At 38.8% G+C, this 17367-nt stretch carries 10 protein-coding genes; 5 read left to right on the forward strand and 5 right to left on the reverse strand.

Translation table 11 applies throughout. The annotated features are described in order from the left end of the window. The 3 genes from D2V08_RS01090 to D2V08_RS01105 form a co-directional block, all read right to left on the reverse strand. A partial coding sequence (locus tag D2V08_RS01090) for a cadherin-like domain-containing protein (RefSeq protein WP_147374024.1) occupies positions 1-3425 on the reverse strand: 3425 nt, incomplete at its 3' end. Between the two features lie 11 nt (positions 3426-3436). Beyond that, positions 3437-3985 (reverse strand): DUF4347 domain-containing protein, encoded by a 549-nt coding sequence (locus D2V08_RS01095; protein ID WP_182835452.1) that lies wholly within the window; start codon positions 3983-3985, stop codon positions 3437-3439. A gap of 454 nt (positions 3986-4439) precedes the next feature. Then, positions 4440-5036, reverse strand: a complete 597-nt coding sequence (locus D2V08_RS01105; RefSeq protein WP_119606305.1) for a Crp/Fnr family transcriptional regulator — start codon at positions 5034-5036, stop codon at positions 4440-4442. Between the two features lie 601 nt (positions 5037-5637). On the opposite strand from D2V08_RS01105, the gene D2V08_RS01110 reads away from it, so the two are divergent. Continuing rightward, positions 5638-6882, forward strand: coding sequence for a site-specific integrase (locus D2V08_RS01110; protein WP_119606306.1), 1245 nt, complete (start codon positions 5638-5640; stop codon positions 6880-6882). A 169-nt stretch (positions 6883-7051) separates the two neighbouring features. Here the strand turns inward: D2V08_RS01110 and D2V08_RS01115 are convergent, their stop codons facing one another. Together D2V08_RS01115 and D2V08_RS01120 are read right to left on the reverse strand one after the other, a co-directional pair. Continuing rightward, on the reverse strand, positions 7052-7498 hold the full coding sequence (locus D2V08_RS01115) for a hypothetical protein (protein ID WP_119606307.1): 447 nt from the start codon (positions 7496-7498) through the stop codon (positions 7052-7054). An 89-nt stretch (positions 7499-7587) separates the two neighbouring features. Next, positions 7588-8217, reverse strand: coding sequence for a hypothetical protein (locus tag D2V08_RS01120; protein ID WP_119606308.1), 630 nt, complete (start codon positions 8215-8217; stop codon positions 7588-7590). A 196-nt stretch (positions 8218-8413) separates the two neighbouring features. On the opposite strand from D2V08_RS01120, the gene D2V08_RS01125 reads away from it, so the two are divergent. Genes D2V08_RS01125 through D2V08_RS01140 form a run of 4 tightly spaced genes read left to right on the forward strand, consistent with a single transcriptional unit; the run spans position 8414 to position 17364 of the window. Further along, entirely contained in the window at positions 8414-10351 is a 1938-nt protein-coding gene (locus tag D2V08_RS01125; RefSeq protein WP_119606309.1) for a site-specific DNA-methyltransferase, read from the forward strand. A 2-nt stretch (positions 10352-10353) separates the two neighbouring features. Then, on the forward strand, positions 10354-13479 hold the full coding sequence (locus D2V08_RS01130; protein WP_119606310.1) for a type III restriction-modification system endonuclease: 3126 nt from the start codon (positions 10354-10356) through the stop codon (positions 13477-13479). 4 nt (positions 13480-13483) lie between these two features. Then, on the forward strand, positions 13484-16711 hold the full coding sequence (locus D2V08_RS01135; protein WP_119606311.1) for a helicase-related protein: 3228 nt from the start codon (positions 13484-13486) through the stop codon (positions 16709-16711). Then, positions 16708-17364: a DUF4391 domain-containing protein gene (locus tag D2V08_RS01140; protein ID WP_245980463.1), complete on the forward strand. Its 657-nt coding sequence runs from the start codon at positions 16708-16710 to the stop codon at positions 17362-17364. The genes D2V08_RS01135 and D2V08_RS01140 overlap by 4 nt, the downstream gene beginning before the upstream one ends. Positions 17365-17367 lie beyond the last annotated feature (3 nt).

The following is a 17367-nucleotide window of genomic DNA, read 5'->3' on the forward strand; positions in this document are numbered from 1 at the left end:
CCATCGGTATCGGTATCCTCGGAGGCATCCTTCGGGAAGTCATCCTCGGTGTCCGGAGTACCGTCATTATCGTCATCTTCATCCAAATCATCGGGGATACCATCTCCATCCGTGTCCTGTGAAGCATTGATGCTTGCCGTATAGCTAGCTGAACTAACTGCGTCATCGTTGTCCTTCACTTTGAATGAGAAAGAGCTATAACTGTCTCCGTACTCGCCATTGGCTGTGACGAAGGTCAACAGGGAGATATCATCAATCATATCGTTGATCTGGACTGCTGAGCCATTGTACTCCAGGTTACCTTTGGCGGGCAACGAGATAACTTGGATACCATTAAAGGAATCACTGGGATCGTCATCCGTAAAAGTAAAGTCTGACGCTGTAAACGTGTAGACGGCATCCTGAATCACTTCCACGGTGCTATTGGCTCCTGTTGGAGCATCATTCACATTGGTGATGTTTAAAGTTGCGGTGACGGTCTGCGAAAAGGAAACGGCATCCTCAAAATTATAGGTAAAACTGTCCGTTGCCGATTCATCGCCATTGTGCTCATAGGTAAAGGTTCCATCCGGATTGAAGGTAAATGTGGCGGCATGGGAAGGATTGGTTATGATGTGGTATACCAAATCATCTCCATCGATTTCCAAATCGTTGGTTGATACGTCATCATTTAAGGTGGCATTTTCATCCAAATTGAAGCTGTCGTCATTAGCTACTGGCTCGTCGTCCTCTGGTAAAACCGAAAGGGTAATGTTGGCTGTAACTTTCTGTCCTTGGTCATCCAACTCGTAAGTCACTGTATCAGTACCATTTTCATTGGCATTTGGTGTATAGATCACTTGATTGCTACCATTCACCACGGCGTTACCTTTGGTTCCTTGGACGGTAATGGTCACCGTTGGTGTAGCGCCCGTATCGTACACATCGTTGTAGAGCACATCGATGGGGTCCGAGACGGTATCTTCGTCCAAAATGGCCAAATCATCATCGGCACTAACCACCAAGGTGACATTGTACGGACCAAATGTTGCCGTTCCTACATTTCCTGCATTGTCTTTTACTTCTGCGTGGATGTACCAGCCCGTGCCCCCTGTATTGAAGGAAGTGGTCTTGGATTGGCTATTGCTCCAAGAACTCCACGAAGAGTGGTCGGTTGCAGGTACAGAGGCGCTTTGGATTTTGGCAAATCGCTGTACATCAAAGCCACTACCTCCATTTTCATCTTGGAATACCAATTGAATGTCCGTATCGGTATCCAAGTTTCCGCTGGCAGGTGTGGCAACAATCGTTGGTGCGATATCGTCATCAATAATGGTAAGCGTACGGTAGAATGGTTCTGACCAGACCCCTGTATCGGTTTGAGTCCTAAGACTGATAATATAATCCGCAGATACATTGTTGTAGGCCGAAAAATCGGTCATTGGTGTACCGGCATTATAGATTTCTGTATTTGTCGGATTTCCTTCAGAATCAAAGGTGCGTTGGGTCACAATCCACTCTTGTGCTGCTAATGTTCTGCCGTAGGGATCCACCGAATTATCTTCAATGGCAATGGTCATATTGCCAGAGTAGGTATTAAGCTGATCGGGCAAAATGTTGAACTGTGCAATGGGCAAATCGGTTGCGCCTCCGGAACCTGCTGTTTTCTCAACATAGATACTGGAAGGACTACTCCAGGTTCCTTGGTGATCCTGTACCCTTAGCATCACAAGATACTCTCCGTCCGCTACACTGTTTTTATCGAACTGGCCATCAACCCAATCGTTTGTGGTACCAGCGTCCACGGATTTCCATTTCCACTCCGATTGCGCGATACCATTGTTGGCGCCGCCATCCAGGTCGTAAGAGGTATTGTTAATGAATCCGGTATCGGCGCTTAAGGTAAAACTGGCCACTGGTTTTCTGTGAAAATATAAGGTGGTGGGAGCTGTGGGCATATCTTCGAAAGTGAAGGTGTATTGGCCCGGTTTTTCGTAATACTCCGGCACATCTTCTAAGTAAAGTCCATCCCAGGATACCTTTCCTGTGTTGTTATCAAAATAGGTTTCATCGTGGGTGATTTTCCAACGCCCTGAAGGATAACTTGCATTTGCTGTGTTGGATTTTAATTGTGAAGGGTCTACATCAATCTCAACCGAAGTTCCAGCTATAAAAAATTCACCGGCCGTTACTGTTCCGAATTGATATTGTTCATAAATATATTGGGCCATATCGTCCATCCAAGTGGACCAGCTTCCTGAATCTCGGTTGACAAAAATACCCTGATCGTTATTTTGTTGAATAAACCGTTCGAATTGGGATTGGTTTGCATTCGTTCCCCATCCGATATAATGGATATCCTCGTTGATGGTACGCATCAATATTTCAGATAGGTCTTTGTCGTTGTCAAAATCTGCGACTTCAAGGTCGTCAAGGTTCACGTTAAAACGCAGAGCGCTGTTTCTCCATTGAGGCTCACGCAATACATCTTTAAAGGCACGCAGTTCCAGTTTTTCGATATTGATATCCTTGAAATAGGCTCCCGATTGTTCGTGTACATAGAAACCATAGCTTCCTTGTGTATGGGTTGTATCATTGATGTCAAAGGACTGGATCCAATTGGTGCCAGCATCTCCGCCACCACCTTTTCTGGAGATTTTGATATTGTCACCGCTCATTTCAATTTTAAAATCAATAACCTGGCCATTGTAATAGGCCGCGAACATATCGCTTCGGTTCCCGTTCCACCCATAGGTAGCCGAACCATTAGTCCCACTATTGGTGTTCAGGGCAAGAAGGGAAACAGATCCGTTCTCCACCTTGATGATTCCTTCCGCGGGGAATCCATCTCCTGAGGCATATCCTTGTATATTTCCACAATAGGTATGGTTGTCGATGATGTATGCATAAAAATTCTGATTATCGACCTTCCTGAAAATAAAGCCCACTTCTGCATGTACATATGGATTGTCGGAAAGGCCAAAAGTGGCGGAGATCGATCCGTCCGAAATGTCACCAGTCGGGTCGTACATAGCATATCCATAACCATTGTAGCGACCAACAAAGTCAGCGGTCACACGGTTGGTGGCCGGGTCAAATGTAAAATAATCCCCAGTATATGAAGAGTGTACCGGAGGCTCAGTTCCGTTGAAGTTCATTTTATTCCAATTGTTAAAAATATCGCTCGCATCCGCTTGGTCGGATGAAATGGAACTCCGTTGAAATGCTTCAACACGTAGTTTTCCCAAAGGGATTCCCTTGGCGTACATGGCTTGCTCCAGGTCGTTCTCAAATGTTGATAGATCTACGTCAGAAGACCCTACGGTCACCATTACGTCCACATTCGGACCTTGCTGAACCGTCATATCCACAGTTTGGGCCTTGAGGCTACCAAACAGTAGAAAAAATGCTATAAATGTTAGTGTGGTTTGTAGTATTTGTTTCATGGTCGGTTGTACTATTTAAAAATTGAACTGCTGATAGGTTGGTTCATTGTCCTATGGTCAAAACTGAAATTCGAATCGAATACCGATGTACAATTCGTAGAAGTAGCAATGTTGAAATAGGACTTATCACTGATTTTTTTGATTAGAGCCAATCCGTCGGCATTAGATCCCAGGTTACATTCATATAATAAAAGTTGAATGTTTGTACCCTGATAGACTCCTTCCAGCATGGAAAGCTCAAATTCTTGGTTTACCATTTCAGAATCATATACGATTCCTCCCAATTGCAATGCATTGTAGCTTGTGTTGGCAAACAAATGAATGGTTTGTACCGTAGTGTTGCCTTGGAGATACTGGCGTAGCGTTTTCCAAGGATTTTCAGAATGCTTCACCTCGATTACAGCTGCGTTTTTAGGCAAGCTCTCTAGTACACTTGCTTTCTGTGAATACTCGGAATCGATGACGATGATTTCATCGCCCTGAGCCCATGACGTACTTAATGCCATGCTAAAAAAGAGTAGCAAACTCAGTAAGTGTTTTGGATTAATTGTTGTTTCCATTTGTAAAATTGGTTTAGGTTTTAAAAGTGTTTTATTAGATTGATTTTGTTTCGATAAAGGCATAGAATGTCATGGCCACATTAGAGCAGCTTTTTTTCCTGTGTCTTGGATTTAGCTTTGCTAAATCAGTTCAAAAAATGATTACTTGAAAAATTTATGGGGTCGGAAAACGTATTTTTATGTCATATCACTAAGGATTTTTTTATTATGTATCCTACAATTTAAAATTCAATATTGTACAATTTTTCTTTCTTTTGATATAGGAAACGGGCGGTATTTTTTTTTAGTATTAAAAAAAAAATCAGAAATTGACATATGTCAAATTGATGTTATTTTCTTACAAAAAAGAAAGATAATGGTAGCAAATAGCTACAAACCAAAGATTGAGAAATACACTTTTTACATGAATTTCCTTCAAGGAATGATAGGTGTATAGTAAACAGGGAAGTAAGACTTAATTAACTTCTTTCAAAAGTCGGGATAACGTTTCTGGTCTTATGGACAAATATGATGCTAAATGCTTTCGTGGGATTCGTTCGACAATTTGGGGCTTCATTTTTTCCATATAGTAGGCCAACCTTTTTTGAGCGTTGGGAATTCTTGCCAAATAAACTCTGTGTTCAGCAAGAATGTAATATTCCTCCAGTAGTATGCGATTAATATGCCGCATTTCCGGAAAGTTATTTAAGCAATACTTATAGTCTTCATATTCCATGTAATCACAATGGGTTTCTTCCAGGCTTTGCATGTATTCTTGGCAAGGTTCATTTCTAAAAAAGCCGGTAATGGAGGTGAAGACCTCATTTTCGGTGTCCACCCAAGTTGTTAATTCTATTCCGTCGCTTACAAAGTATCCACGGACCATGCCTTTTTTAATAAGGTAAAGACGATTGCAAATTTCTCCAGCTCTGCTAATGATTTGGTTCCTTTCGAAGGAACAACTTTTTATATGCTGAACTAGATAATTCTTTAAACTAGGGCCTAAGGGATAAATTGAATTGAGATATAAAATGATAAATAGATTTTTTTCTATATTCTTTTTGGGCAACATGTGAAAAATTGATTAGGTTATTGGTTTGGCTCCCAAAAATAAGATTTGTATTCAAAAACAACCCTTCTTGATTTGAATTCTTTGTTTAGAATTCATTTGCTAAAACGCAAAACATTATTAAACTTAAATTTCTTTTCTGTGTCAAAAAAGAAGCTTTTCTCTAGCCAGTACTATAAGTCAATATGGTACATATCATAGATTTCGTTTTTTTAATGAGCAACTAACAATAATTGCTATTTTTGCTATAAATAATAACACATAAAATTTGTGTTCAAAAGTTGTTTTTTGTTTTCCGTGTTCTTAACGGGAACATACTTTGGGTTACAGTGGTAAAACAATGATTTTCAATTAAATAAGATTTCGTCGATGATTCAGTCATCCCGACCAACCACCGTTTAGGGTAAAATAAAGCACTGTTAATTGTATGATTATCAGTGCTTTTTGTTTTTTATGTATCCATTTGATATCATCTGAATCCAAATTTTCGGTGTGCAATAAGGTGAGCACACCAATGCACAGATTATTGTAGTTTTAAGTATGGACAATTGAGGATTAAGGGCAGTCCGACCACTAACATTTATTCAACTTAAACTATTACAACATGCGGACAGACAGTACTTTAGGAATTAATTTCTTCGTAAGAAAAAAACGCAATGACCCGAACATGTATGATATCTACCTGCGCATTACGGTAAAAAAAGCGCGTGCAGAGGTCAGTTTAAAAAGGTGCATAAAGGTGTGCAATTGGGACAAAAAGCGCGGAAAAGCCTTTCCAAGGAACAAAACCATGGAAGATTTGAACGCCTACCTTGACACCGTATATGGTGAAATCCTCAATGTTCATAGGGACTTGCACATGGAAAGGAAATTGATAACGGCTAAATCTATCAAGGCAAGGTACGTCGGGGAGGATGAATTGAACCATACTATTCTTGAGCTTTTTGAATACCACAATAAAAACATGGTCCATGCCCTTAAACCTGGCACCATGAAAAATTACTATTCCACCGAGAAATACTTGAAGAGCTACATCATCATAAAACTCAAAACCAACGATGTGTTGCTCGGTGAATTGAAACACAAGTTCATTTTGGACTTCGAGAACTACATCAGGACCTTCAAGCCCAAGAAGAATAGAAAGACCTGTTCCAACAATGGCACGATGAAACATCTGGAGCGTTTGATGAAAGTCACCAAACTTGGTGTTCGCTTGGAATGGATGGACAAGGATCCTTTTCGTAACTTCAAATTGCGCTTCGATAAATTCGATAGAAAGTATCTTACTCAAAGGGAAATCAATTTGATTGAGGATACTACTTTCACAAGTCTAGGTAAGGAGAGGGTAAAGGATGTATTTCTTTTCAGTTGTTACACCGGCCTTACCTTTATGGACATCAAGTTACTGACCTGGGACAATGTAAGCAGAGGAATTGATGGCAATTATTGGATATACACCAAAAGGATAAAGACCGATGAGCCCTTAAAGATACCGATGTTGCCAAAGGCGGTTGAAATCATGGAGAAATATGAAAGCGCACCTCAGGCAGGGATTGCCTTGCTGCCCGTATACAGCAACCAAAAGACCAATGCATATTTAAAGGAAATTATCAAGGCTTGTGGTATTCACAAGAACATTTCCTTCCATACCGCAAGGCATACTTTTGCTACTACGGTGACCTTGTCTAATGGAGTACCCATCGAGACAGTTTCCAAAATGCTTGGACATACCAAATTGTCCACGACCCAAATCTATGCCAGGGTATTGGAAAACAAAATAGGGCAGGATATGCAACATTTAATTGATAAAATGGGACACTTGAACAAACAGCAAGCGGTTGCAGAATGATACAAATATTGGGATAGTGTCGTAAAGGAGAATAAAAACCCGAAACAGCCTATTGTTTTTCCATTATTATTGATAGAACAGGTGAGCTTAGTTTTAATTAAAGTTGTCTGGAGGCCAAAAAATCCTCCGCAAATTGCTGGAACCCTTCACTGTCCAAATACCCTTCCAATCATTCGGCAAAGTCCGCCAATTCCTTATCACTATTGGAGTAGGGCAGATCGGCCTCCAGTTCCTTGGATGCCCAATTGGACCATTCACGAATGCTCCGTCCATGAGGAGGTCTTTGGAGGAAGGCATCGAATAGATAGGTGTTGCCCCGGAAGGTGTCCAGTGCCTTTTGCTCCGCCAGTGCCATTTTTTTGGTTTTGAACAGGGTTATAGTCCATTCAAAGAGAAAAATGGGATAGCCCATATCATCAGGAAAGTTCTTGGCAAACCAATTGAAATATCGCTTTGCCCCGGAATAATCCCCCAGTTTAATATAAAGGGCAGGTGGTAGGTAACGGAGGCCTCGGCTGTCGTCATAAAAACCGCCCCAGCGTCTTTTGTCCGCGGCCAGTTCTTTTTTGATTTTTATGATTTTGGTTTTTATGCGTTCGGCTTGTTTGGGGGTCATGGGTTATTATTCCATAGGTTAGTACATCAAAAATAACGAAAAATAATTGGTAAGCAGACCCGATTGGGTCAATGCTTTATGCATAAAATTCAAAACAAAGCGGAGAATTTTTGGATGATTTCGATGCTCTTGGGGTTTCTTTTATATGACCGATTCAAATAACCTGGATGGTAAAAGCAATTCTCCTCAAATTTACTGTTGTAGATAGGTGTTTTGTCAATCTCATAGGAACTGAAAATTTCAGAAGCAATATCCTTAATTTTACTCGATTTACCTGTATTGCCCCAGCCAAAATAAACTGGCCTATCTCTAAATAAATAGGCTTCATTAAAGATGTAATCATTGCTGCTCTCAAAACTATTAAGTGCTTTGTCTAAATCCTGTTCCTTAAAATAGAAACAATTGAAAAGTTGAATAACTCCTGAAAGGCTTCGTTCCTTTCCTACATACCAACCATTGAAAAGTTTGGTAAGTTGCAACATAGTGGAGTCTGGATTGAATCTTTTCCAAATGGACGCGTCCTCAAGTTCCAGATTATGGTTTTTACGGTAAAAGGTTTGCAGAAAATCAAGGTCGGCACTTCCAATTGGTTTTGCACTACCAGGATTTATCAATACTGCACTACCGATTAAATCTGTGCTATCACCAAATTGTAAGAGGGTTTTTCTTCGATAAGCATTGCCATCTTCTTTGTTAAAATATTCTGCATAGACCTTCATATAGTAGGTTTTATGTTTTATAGGTGTTAAAACGGGAAGTTTCTTGTATTATCCCAGGTTAACCTTCATAAATATCAAAAAGCAAATCTTCCTTTGGTTTGGCATACAAATATGCCTATTTTAACACTTAATTTCCGTTGTATCCCCCTACAAATTCCGGAATGTAAACAACTGACTAATAAACAGAGATATACATATGTCCGAAAACGACAAATTAGACCTTTCTTCCCCCGATTTAGTAAATGAGAATTTTGAGAAACTGGCGGAACTATTCCCAAATTGTGTTACTGAAAGCGCAGAGGGCAAAGCAATAGACTTTGATTTGCTCAAACAGGAATTGAGCCATGCGGTGGTCGAAGGTAACAAAGAACGTTATCGCTTGGAATGGCCAGGTAAAAAAGAAGCTATCGTTACTGCTAACTTACCTACCAATAAAACCTTGAGACCAATAAGAGGAGATTCCGTTGATTTTGATAACACTGAAAATATCTACATAGAGGGCGACAATTTGGAAGTTCTCAAGCTTTTACAAGAAAGCTATTTGGGCAAAGTCAAAATGATTTACATAGATCCACCTTATAATACAGGAAAAGATTTTGTATACAAGGACAACTTTGCCAAAGATTCTCAAGAAGAGCTTGTTGATAGTGGTCAAAAGGACGAATACAACCAAAGATTAGTTTCAAATCCAGAAACATCAGGAAGGTATCATTCAGATTGGTTGAGTATGATGTATCCAAGGCTAAAATTAGCCAGGAACCTTTTAACACAGGATGGGCTCATTTTCATTTCAATTGATGATAATGAACAACACAATCTTAGAAGACTTTGTGATGATGTGTTTGGAGAAAACAATAAGCTAGGAATAATTACGAACATCAATAACCCCAAAGGTCGTTCTGATGACAAGTTTATTGCGACTGCTCATGAATACATAATAGTTTACGGAAAAGCATCTGACTATACTACTGTATATGGTTTTGAACCTGATACAAAAATTACTAAACGATACAACAAAGAAGATATTAATGGAAAAAAATTCCGTGAAATAGATTTAAGAAAAACAGGTGATGCTGATAAAAGATCAGACAGGCCTGATATGTTTTATTACTTCTATGCGCTTGAAGAAAATCCTAATGATCTAATTGTATCCAAAGAAAAAGCTAATCAACCTAACAGGATTGAGATTATACCGTTGAAAGATGATAATTCAGATGGTCGATGGCGATGGGGTTTTCAAACAGCTAAGGAAAACTTGGATTCTCTCTATGCTAAATTTATGCCCACAAGAAAGATTTGGGGAGTTTTTGAAAAAGACTATTTGGACGGAAGGCCTCCTGTAAAAGCGACTAGTTCATGGACTCATAAAGACGTTAACAGCGAAAGAGGTAGTGAACAAATGATAGAGTTAGGTTTTGATAAAGAGACTTTTTCAAGACCAAAACCATTAGGAACCCTAAGGAGAGTAATGGAAATTGGAATTATGCCTAAAGAAAAATCCATAGTTCTTGACTTCTTTTCAGGTTCAGCAGGTATTTGTCAAGCAATGTTTGAGCTTGTTGCTAGTGGAAAACGAGATTTATCATTCATTGCAGTTCAGCTTCCAGAAAATACACCAAAAGACAGCATCGCGCGCGAAGAAGGTTTTGATAATATCACTGATATAGCGCGAGAGAGAATCAAAAGGTCTGCAAAAAAGATCAAAGAAGAAACAGGAGCCGATATTGACTATGGTTTCAGAGTATATCGACTTGATGATAGCAATATGGAGGATGTATATTATAAACCTCAAGAATATGCCCAAGATAAGCTTGATTTGTTTGCCGACAATGTAAAATCAGGCCGAACATCGGATGATTTACTTGCTCAGGTGATGTTGGATTGGGGGCTGCCACTTTCACTTAAGATAGAACAAGTAAAAGTTGAAGGTAAAAAGGTCTTCAAAGTTGCTGAGAATTCTCTCTTTGCCTGTTTTGATGATGGTATCGATGAAGCTTTTGCAAAGGCAATTGCAGAAGAACAGCCTCTGCGTATTGTCTTTAAGGATAGTGGTTTTAAAGATGATACCGCCAAAACCAACGTAAAACAGTTATTAAAACAGTTGAGTCCTGAGACTGAAATGAAAGTTATTTAAGTATGAAATTACAGTTCAAAGAACAGGGTTTTCAGCTAAAGGCGGTAAAGGCAGTTGTTGATTGTTTTGAAGGTCAGCCACTCAAAACCAACCGATTTACCTTGGAGCGTAGCAAAGAGATTATGCGCAAGGCTAAAATGGCTGCTACCGGAGCCTCGACATTTGATTTTAATATTGAAGAAGAAATTGGATATCGAAATAGTGGTATACAGATTTTAGAGCCTCAGGTCCTAAAAAACATACAAGAAGTTCAAAAGGAAAATGATCTTCACCAAAGCCAGCAAATAGAGCGTCCCAAAGGCGTGAAGCTTGGTTACAACCTGACAATTGAAATGGAAACAGGTACAGGTAAAACTTATACCTATATCCGAACCATGTATGAGCTTTTTGAAAAATATGGTTGGAGTAAGTTTATTGTCATTGTTCCGAGTATTGCCATTCGAGAAGGGGTCTATAAATCATTCCAAGTTACTCAAGAGCATTTCCAAGAAAAGTACGGTCATAAGATCAATCCATTTATATACAATTCTGGTCGCCCACAGGACATTGAGAATTTTGCTTCTGATAGCCGTATCAGTGTGATGATTATCAATACCCAGGCTTTTAATGCCAGGGGTAAGGATGCCAGAAGGATTTATCAAGAGTTAGATCAGTTTGGTACGAGAAAACCAATTGAGATTATTTCCCAGACCAATCCCATTTTGATAATTGATGAGCCACAATCGGTCGATGGTAAAAAAACCTTGGAGAGTATGCAGGATTTTAATCCACTCTTCACATTACGCTATTCTGCAACCCATAAGGTTGAATACAATAAAGTCTATCGCTTGGATGCATTAGACGCCTACAACAAAAGGCTAGTCAAAAAAATCCAAGTGAAGGGTATCAATCTCAAAGGATCAACGGGTACCACTGGATATTTGTATTTGGAGCATATCAGTTTAAGTACGACCAAACCGCCTTATGCCGTCATGGAATTCGAACAACGTTCGGGTTCAGGGGTTAAAAGAGTTCGCAAAAAGCTGGGAGAAGGTGACAATCTCTATGAGCTATCTGGAAATATGCCCGCCTACAAGAACCAAACAATTACTGAGATCAATGGCTATTTGAACAAAGTTGTTGTCGGTGGCGAAGAAATATTTCCAGGTGATATTGTCAATGACATGGATGAGTTGGCATTCAGAAGGATCCAAATCCGTGAATGTATCCTATCGCATCTTCAAAAAGAAAAACAACTCTTTGAAAAGGGCATTAAAGTATTGTCTCTTTTCTTCATTGATAGTGTTGATAAATATAGGATGTATGATGAGAATGGGGATGCTCTGTTAGGTGAGTATGCTCAAATTTTTGAAGAAGAATATAAAAATGCGGTCAATGATTTCCTAGACTTATTCCAGCAAGATTATAATGACTATCTGAAGGACAATGACCCAAGTGATGTTCACAAGGGTTATATGCCTGTAAACTACAAGGAATATCTGAAAAGGGATGAGGCCGATAAGGTGCATAACGGCTATTTCTCGATTGATAAGAAGGGATTAAGTGTTGATCCCTCTGTAAAACGCGGTAGTGAAGAGTCAGATGATATATCCGCCTATGACTTGATTATGAAGGATAAGGAAAGGCTGTTGAGTTTTGAAGAACCAACACGCTTTATCTTTTCACACTCGGCATTGAAAGAAGGCTGGGATAACCCCAATGTATTCCAAATTTGTGCCTTAAAAAACCCTGAGAGCGGTAGTGAAACCAGAAGAAGGCAAGAAGTTGGCCGTGGGATGCGATTATGCGTCAACAGAAATGGTAACAGACTGGATTTTGAAGCTGTTGGCGAACAAGTCCATGAAATCAACAAATTGACGGTCATTGCTTCTGAAAGTTATGAAGCTTTCGCAAAAGGATTGCAAAAAGAGATAGCGGCTACCCTTAAAGATAGACCACAAAAAGCAGAGATTGAATATTTTGTCGGTAAGGTGGTGACGGACGAAAAAGGCGAAGAACATCGTATCACCGAAGAAGAAGCCAAAAAGATTCAGTTCAAACTTATTGTCGGTCAGGTCATCGATGAAAATTATAAAATCACATCAGATGGTAAAGAATTGATTGAGCAGGATAAGATGCCACTTCCTGAACAGTTGGAATCCTATAGAGCTTCAATTGGTAAGTTATTACAAGCCATTTATACGGGAGAAGAATTCAAACCTGAAAATGAACGAGAAACGGTTGTTTTAAGAACCAATAACAATTTCAAGAAAAAGGAATTTCAGGCCCTTTGGGACAAAATCAACTTGAAGACGATTTACGAAGTAAAGTTCGATACCCAAAAGCTCATTGAAGACAGTAAGATTAAAATCAATGCCCAATTACATATTGGGGACAGGGTTTATGAAGTTAAAACAGGTGAACTTCATGATGGAACAAAAGACCAAATGAAAGACGGTTCTCTTATAAGGGAATCTAAAAGAGAACAACAAAAATTGTCCAATGATTTGTTTGCTGATGCTGTTTATGATGTCGTTGGTGAAATTGAAGAGCAAACCAATTTAACCAGGCGAACCATCGTTGCGATATTAAAATCAATCAGTGAAAAGAAATTCTTGCTCATCAGAAAGAACCCCGAAGAGTTTATTGCCAAGACGAGCAAGTTGATCAATGAAGTTAAGGCCAGTCTTATCATCAACAACATAGTTTATCATAAAACTGAGGAAAGACATGATGCTAAAACTGTTTTCACCAATGATAAATTCGCGCTAAGAAAATCAGAGTTGCTGAAAAAGCATATCTATGATTTCCTCACATCTGACTCAGGCATAGAATCCAAATTTGCTGAAGCTTTAGAAAACAGTGTTGAGGTTGTTGTTTATGCCAAGCTGCCAACAAGCTTTTATGTTTCAACGCCTGTTGCCAATTATAGTCCAGACTGGGCGATTGTTTTTGACAAGGATAAAGTCAGGCAAATCTATTTTGTAGCCGAGACTAAGGGATCGGATTCAGAGTTAGATTTGCGGGAAATCGAGAAACTGAAAATACACTGTGCGGATGAGCATTTTAAAGAAATCAGTGGGAATGAAGTCCGGTTTGAAAAGGTAAGTAGTTACGAGAAGTTACTAGAGATTGTGCAATCAGATTAGATAGATGAAGTTAATTGATAATGTAAATAACCGCCTTGGTGATGACTTGAAAGAGAGTATTGAAAGAGGCTCAAAGCTAAGCATAGCTGCGGCCTCTTTCTCTATTTATGCTTTTGAAGCCTTGAAAAAGGAACTTGGCAAAATTGAAGAATTAAGATTCATCTTTTCCTCTCCCACTTTTATTGAAGAGAAATTTCAGAAACAAGACAGGAAATTTTATATACCTCATATCTATAGAGAGTCTGAATTATGTGGGGGTGAATTTGAACTTCGTTTAATGAATCAATTAAACCAACGAGCCATCGCGAAAGAGTGTGCTCAATGGGTAAAAAATAAAGTCACTTTCAAGTCTAATAAGCAAAGCAATTTGCCCTTGAATGGCATGATTCATATTTCGAATAATAACGAAAATGAATATGCTTACACCAATGTCAGTAGTTTCACATCATCGGATTTAGGTGTTACCCATAAAAAAGGATTTCCCACTTTAATTCAAAAAACGGAGTTTCCAGATAGTAAGCATTATTTGGATTGGTTTAATCAGGTCTGGGAAAATGATGAATATTTACAGGATGTCACAGAGCGCGTTCAAAGTTATTTCGAAAGTGCTTATAAGGAGAACAGCCCGGAGTTCATCTATTTCATTACGCTTTATAATATTTTCAACGATTTTCTTGATGATCTTTCCATCGATAATCTTCCTAATGACCAGATAGGATTTAAAGAATCCGTTGTGTGGCAGCGACTTTATAATTTTCAACAAGATGCTGTTATCGGTGCCATTAACAAGCTTGAAAAATACAAGGGCTGCATTTTGGCAGATAGTGTTGGTTTAGGTAAAACATTTTCCGCACTTGGTATTATTAAATACTATGAAATGCGTAACAAGGACGTGTTGGTTTTATGCCCGAAGAAGCTAGAGGCCAACTGGAATACTTTCCGGCATAATGACAAGAATAATATTCTCGCAAAAGACCGATTTCGTTACGATGTCTTGTTCCATACGGATTTATCACGAGATCGAGGAATGAGTAACGGCCGTAATCTTGAATCGGTTAATTGGGGGAATTATGGCTTAATTGTGATTGATGAATCACATAATTTCAGAAATAACAACACTGTTGTTGGTAAGGAAAACCGTTATCAAAGATTACTAAGAAAGGTTATCCAGGAAGGGATTGAAACCAAAGTCCTCATGCTCTCGGCCACACCCGTCAATAACCGCTTTAATGACCTCAAAAATCAATTAGCGTTAGCCTATGAAGGTGAGGCCGCAAATATTGATGAGAAGTTGGAAACAGATAGAGGTATTGATCAGGTTTTCAGAAGAGCGCAAACAGCTTTCAATATTTGGAGTAAATATGATGCGTCTGAGCGTACAACGGATCGGTTATTGGATATGTTGGATTTTGATTTCTTCGAAATTTTGGATTCACTGACTATAGCAAGGTCCAGGAAGCATATTACAACTTACTATGATACAACGGCTATTGGTAAGTTCCCTGAAAGGAATAAGCCAGTTTCTATCCAAGCACCTTTAACCGAGGAAATGGATGTCACCTATGTTGATATCGCAGAAAAGCTAACCTTGCTTAATCTTTCCATATACACACCACTTAATTATATCCTTCCGAGTAAAATGCAGCTTTACGCGGATTTGTATGATAAAACGGTGAAATCTGGACGACTAACCCAGATCGATCGTGAAAATAGCTTGCGGATCTTGATGCGTATCAACCTTCTTAAACGATTGGAAAGTTCAGTGGATTCTTTCCGGATAACGTTAGAAGGAATTATATCTCAAATTGAGGATGCAATTAAGGTTATTGATAATGGGGATGGTTCGGATTATGAGGGCCTTCAAGCAAAATTGGATGATGAGAATTTTGATTGGGAAGCGGATTGGGGCGATGAAGAGAATGTCATTGGGAAGAAGATCAAGGTTCATATCAATGACATGGATGCTACTAAATGGCGTGAAGACTTAAATGAAGATTTAGAAGTTCTACATGGACTTTGGAATAGCGTGGTCGACATTAGAGGTGAAAAGGATGCGAAGCTTCAACGATTGATTTCAATTTTAGATGAAAAGATAAATAAGCCAATTAACCACGGAAATAAGAAAGCTATCATTTTTACGGCATTTGCCGATACCGCAAATTATCTTAATGAGCATCTTAGTAAGCATTTAAAAGAGAGACACAGGTTAAATACGGCACTAGTTACAGGAACAAGGAAATCTTCAAACACTAAGAAAATACCTCCTGATTTAAACGCAATTCTTTCCTGTTTTTCACCAATTTCTAAGGATAAGGCTCAGCTTTATCCCAAAATAACAGAATCTATCGATTTGTTGATTGCAACGGATTGTATTTCAGAAGGTCAGAACCTGCAAGATTGTGATTACCTTATCAACTATGATATTCATTGGAATCCGGTCAGAATTATTCAACGATTTGGTAGAATTGATAGGATAGGTTCCAAGAATGAATCGATTACCATGGTCAATTTCTGGCCAGATATAACGCTCGATAATTATATAAATCTAAAGCAACGGGTTGAGAGTAAAATGCTCATCAGCAACATGGCCAGTACAGGCGATGACAATATTCTTAATACAGATGAAAAGGATTTGGATTATCGGAAGATTCAACTTCAAAAGCTTCAAGAAGAAGTGATTGATCTAGAGGATTTACGAGAAGGGGTTAGTATTACCGATTTGGGCCTCAATGATTTTCGGGTAGATCTGACTGATTACATTAAAATCTACGGAGAATTAAAGGATATTCCTGAAGGTTTACATGCTGTTGTTGGGTCAACGCCGATTTTGGAGCCAGGTGTGATTTTCATTTTGAAGAATGTTAACTCAGGGGTGAATATCAATAAGTTGAATAGACTGCATCCTTACTACATGGTTTATATAAAAAATTCCGGTGAATTATTCTTAAACCATATTGATTCAAAGAAGATTTTAGATGCTGTAAGAATGCTGTGTAAGGGTAAGTCAGAACCGATTGTTGAGCTGTGTCAAGACGTGGCAAAAGAAACAGATGACTACCATGAGATGCAAGGATATTCTGAGTTATTAAAGAAAAGCATCGGCAGTATTCTTCAAGTTGAAGAAGAAAAGGAGATTCTCAGTCTTTTCAGATCTGGGGGCACAACCGCCTTACAAGATAAAATCAAGGGTGTTGAAGATTTTAAACTCATTTCATTTTTAATTGTGCGATGATGGAATATTTTAATCTTCCAGAAACAACAAGGGTGAACAGAGTTGTTCCGAAAAATGCTTTTGATAAGTATACCAACTCGAAACAAAAAAAGCGTTTTACGGATGTTGTACAGCGTATTTCTTGGACCAATAAATTATCAAAAGACACAATCAATTTAAGAAAAGGTGGTGTTGAAGAAATTCAGCTATTCCAAATAGAATTAAAGGTTAAAGATGATATCCGAGATTTGCAAGAAATAATTGATAAATCTATTCCATATCCTCTGGTCTTTATCCTTCAATTTCAAAAGGAAGTATTGGTGTCATGCGCAAAAAAGCATGCCCACCCAATAAATGAAGACCATGCGGTGGTTGATTGGGTTTTTAGGTCTGGTTGGCATCCTGTGACGGATAAAAGATATGTCTTAAATCTAAAAAAGGATTTGGGCTTTGTAATCCATGATTTATGCCTTCAATTATCAGGCAGAAAGGGTGCTTCAAACGTTTCTTTTGAATACTTAATTGAGTTTCAGCAAAAGAAGCATTCCTTAGAAAATGAGATTACAAGGCTTGAAAATGCAATGGCTAAGGCAAAACAGTTTAACAAAAAAGTGGATTTGAATACTCAATTAATTGTGACGAAAAAAGAACTAGAAAAATTACTGGCTATTTGAAAA

Source organism: Flagellimonas lutimaris, from assembly GCF_003581615.1.
Lineage (GTDB): Bacteria > Bacteroidota > Bacteroidia > Flavobacteriales > Flavobacteriaceae > Flagellimonas > Flagellimonas lutimaris.